General features: G+C 50.2%; 2 protein-coding genes. One reads left to right on the top strand and one right to left on the bottom strand.

The features are described 5' to 3' along the window. On the top strand, positions 1 to 1,322 hold a 1,322-nt coding region (locus ACWA6V_RS21325; RefSeq protein ID WP_449524361.1), incomplete at its 5' end, for a peroxidase family protein. A 58-nt stretch (positions 1,323 to 1,380) separates the two neighbouring features. On the opposite strand, the gene ACWA6V_RS21320 is transcribed toward ACWA6V_RS21325, so the two are convergent. Continuing rightward, a partial coding sequence (locus tag ACWA6V_RS21320) for a TQO small subunit DoxD (RefSeq protein ID WP_449524360.1) occupies positions 1,381 to 1,632 on the bottom strand: 252 nt, incomplete at its 5' end.

Genomic DNA, 1,632 nt, shown 5'->3' with positions numbered 1-1,632 from the left:
TGGAAGAACAGGGCTTGGGTTGGAATAACCACAAAACCCGTGGTATCGGCCGCGATACAGTGACCAGCGGTATCGAGGGCGCATGGACTACAAATCCCACTCAATGGGATAACGGCTACTTTAAAATGCTGCTGAATCACGAGTGGGAGCTTACCAAAAGCCCAGCGGGTGCATGGCAGTGGAAACCCATCGATATCAAAGAGGAAGATAAACCCGTCGATGTAGAAGACCCATCGATTCGCTGTATGCCGCTGATGACGGATGCGGATATGGCGATGAAAGTAGATCCGGAGTATCGCAAAATTTCCGAGCGCTTTGCTAAAGATCAGGCCTATTTTTCGGAAGTCTTTGCGCGCGCATGGTTTAAACTAACCCACCGCGATTTGGGGCCAAAAGCGCGCTACTTGGGTGCCGATGTGCCCGACGAAGATTTGATTTGGCAAGACCCGGTGCCTGCCGTGGATTACACCTTGAGTGATGCCGAAGTTGCGGATCTGAAAGCAAAAATTCTTAGCAGTGGTTTGAGTGTTTCAGAGTTAGTGGCAACTGCATGGGACAGTGCCCGCACTTTCCGTGGATCAGATTTCCGTGGCGGTGCCAACGGTGCGCGCATTCGTTTAGCGCCGCAAAAAGATTGGGAAGGAAACGAGCCGGCGCGCTTGCAAAAAGTGCTGGAGGTGTTGGTGGGAATTCAATCGGGTTTGAGTAAAAAAATCAGCATTGCCGATTTAATTGTGTTGGGCGGAACAGCGGCAGTTGAGAAAGCCGCAAAAGATGCGGGGGTAAATATCACCGTGCCTTTTGCAGCGGGTCGTGGAGATGCGACTGAAGCGCAAACTGATGCAGAATCTTTTGCCCCGCTGGAGCCAATTCACGACGGCTTCCGCAACTGGGTGCAAAAAGATTATGTCGTCCAGCCAGAAGAGTTGCTGTTGGATCGTACTCAGCTGATGGGTTTAACCGCACCGGAAATGACGGTGTTAATTGGCGGCCTGCGCGTACTGGGCACCAATCACGGCGGCACTAAACACGGTGTGTTTACCGATAAAGTTGGCGTGCTCAGCAATGACTTTTTCGTCAACCTTACTGATATGAGTTACCAGTGGAAGCCTACGGGTAAAAACAGCTACAACATTGTCGAGCGCAACACCGGCACTGTGAAATGGACAGCAACACGCGTGGAATTGGTGTTCGGATCCAACTCGATTTTGCGCTCCTACGCTGAAGTTTACGCGCAAGATGATAACCGGGAGAAGTTCATAAAAGACTTTGTAAAAGCCTGGGTGAAGGTAATGAATGCAGATCGGTTTGATTTGAAGTAATAGCTTATCGCCAGAATGAAGCCCGGTTAAATGCCGGGCTTTATGGGCAGAAAAAATTTTATTTCAAAAAATATTTTTGCAGTAAGTAATCCACAGAAAAATACCTGCTCCCATGAAGCATGATATAGATCGCCCCTGCTCCCCACATGGCGTGTTGCAGCAAGGCTATCGCTGATAATTCGGCTAGGCTGATTGCCGCAACGAGGTTGACGACAAATAATCCTGAGGCTGCGAAGCGCGTGAATAATCCCAGCGCCTGTAGTAGCGGAAGCACAATCTCACCGCCTGTCCACATGTAGGCAGCGGCATC

The sequence above is a fragment of the Cellvibrio sp. genome (assembly GCF_053579595.1).
The sequence above is the reverse complement of the archived record's forward strand: the minus strand, read 5'-3'. Positions and strand labels throughout refer to the sequence as shown.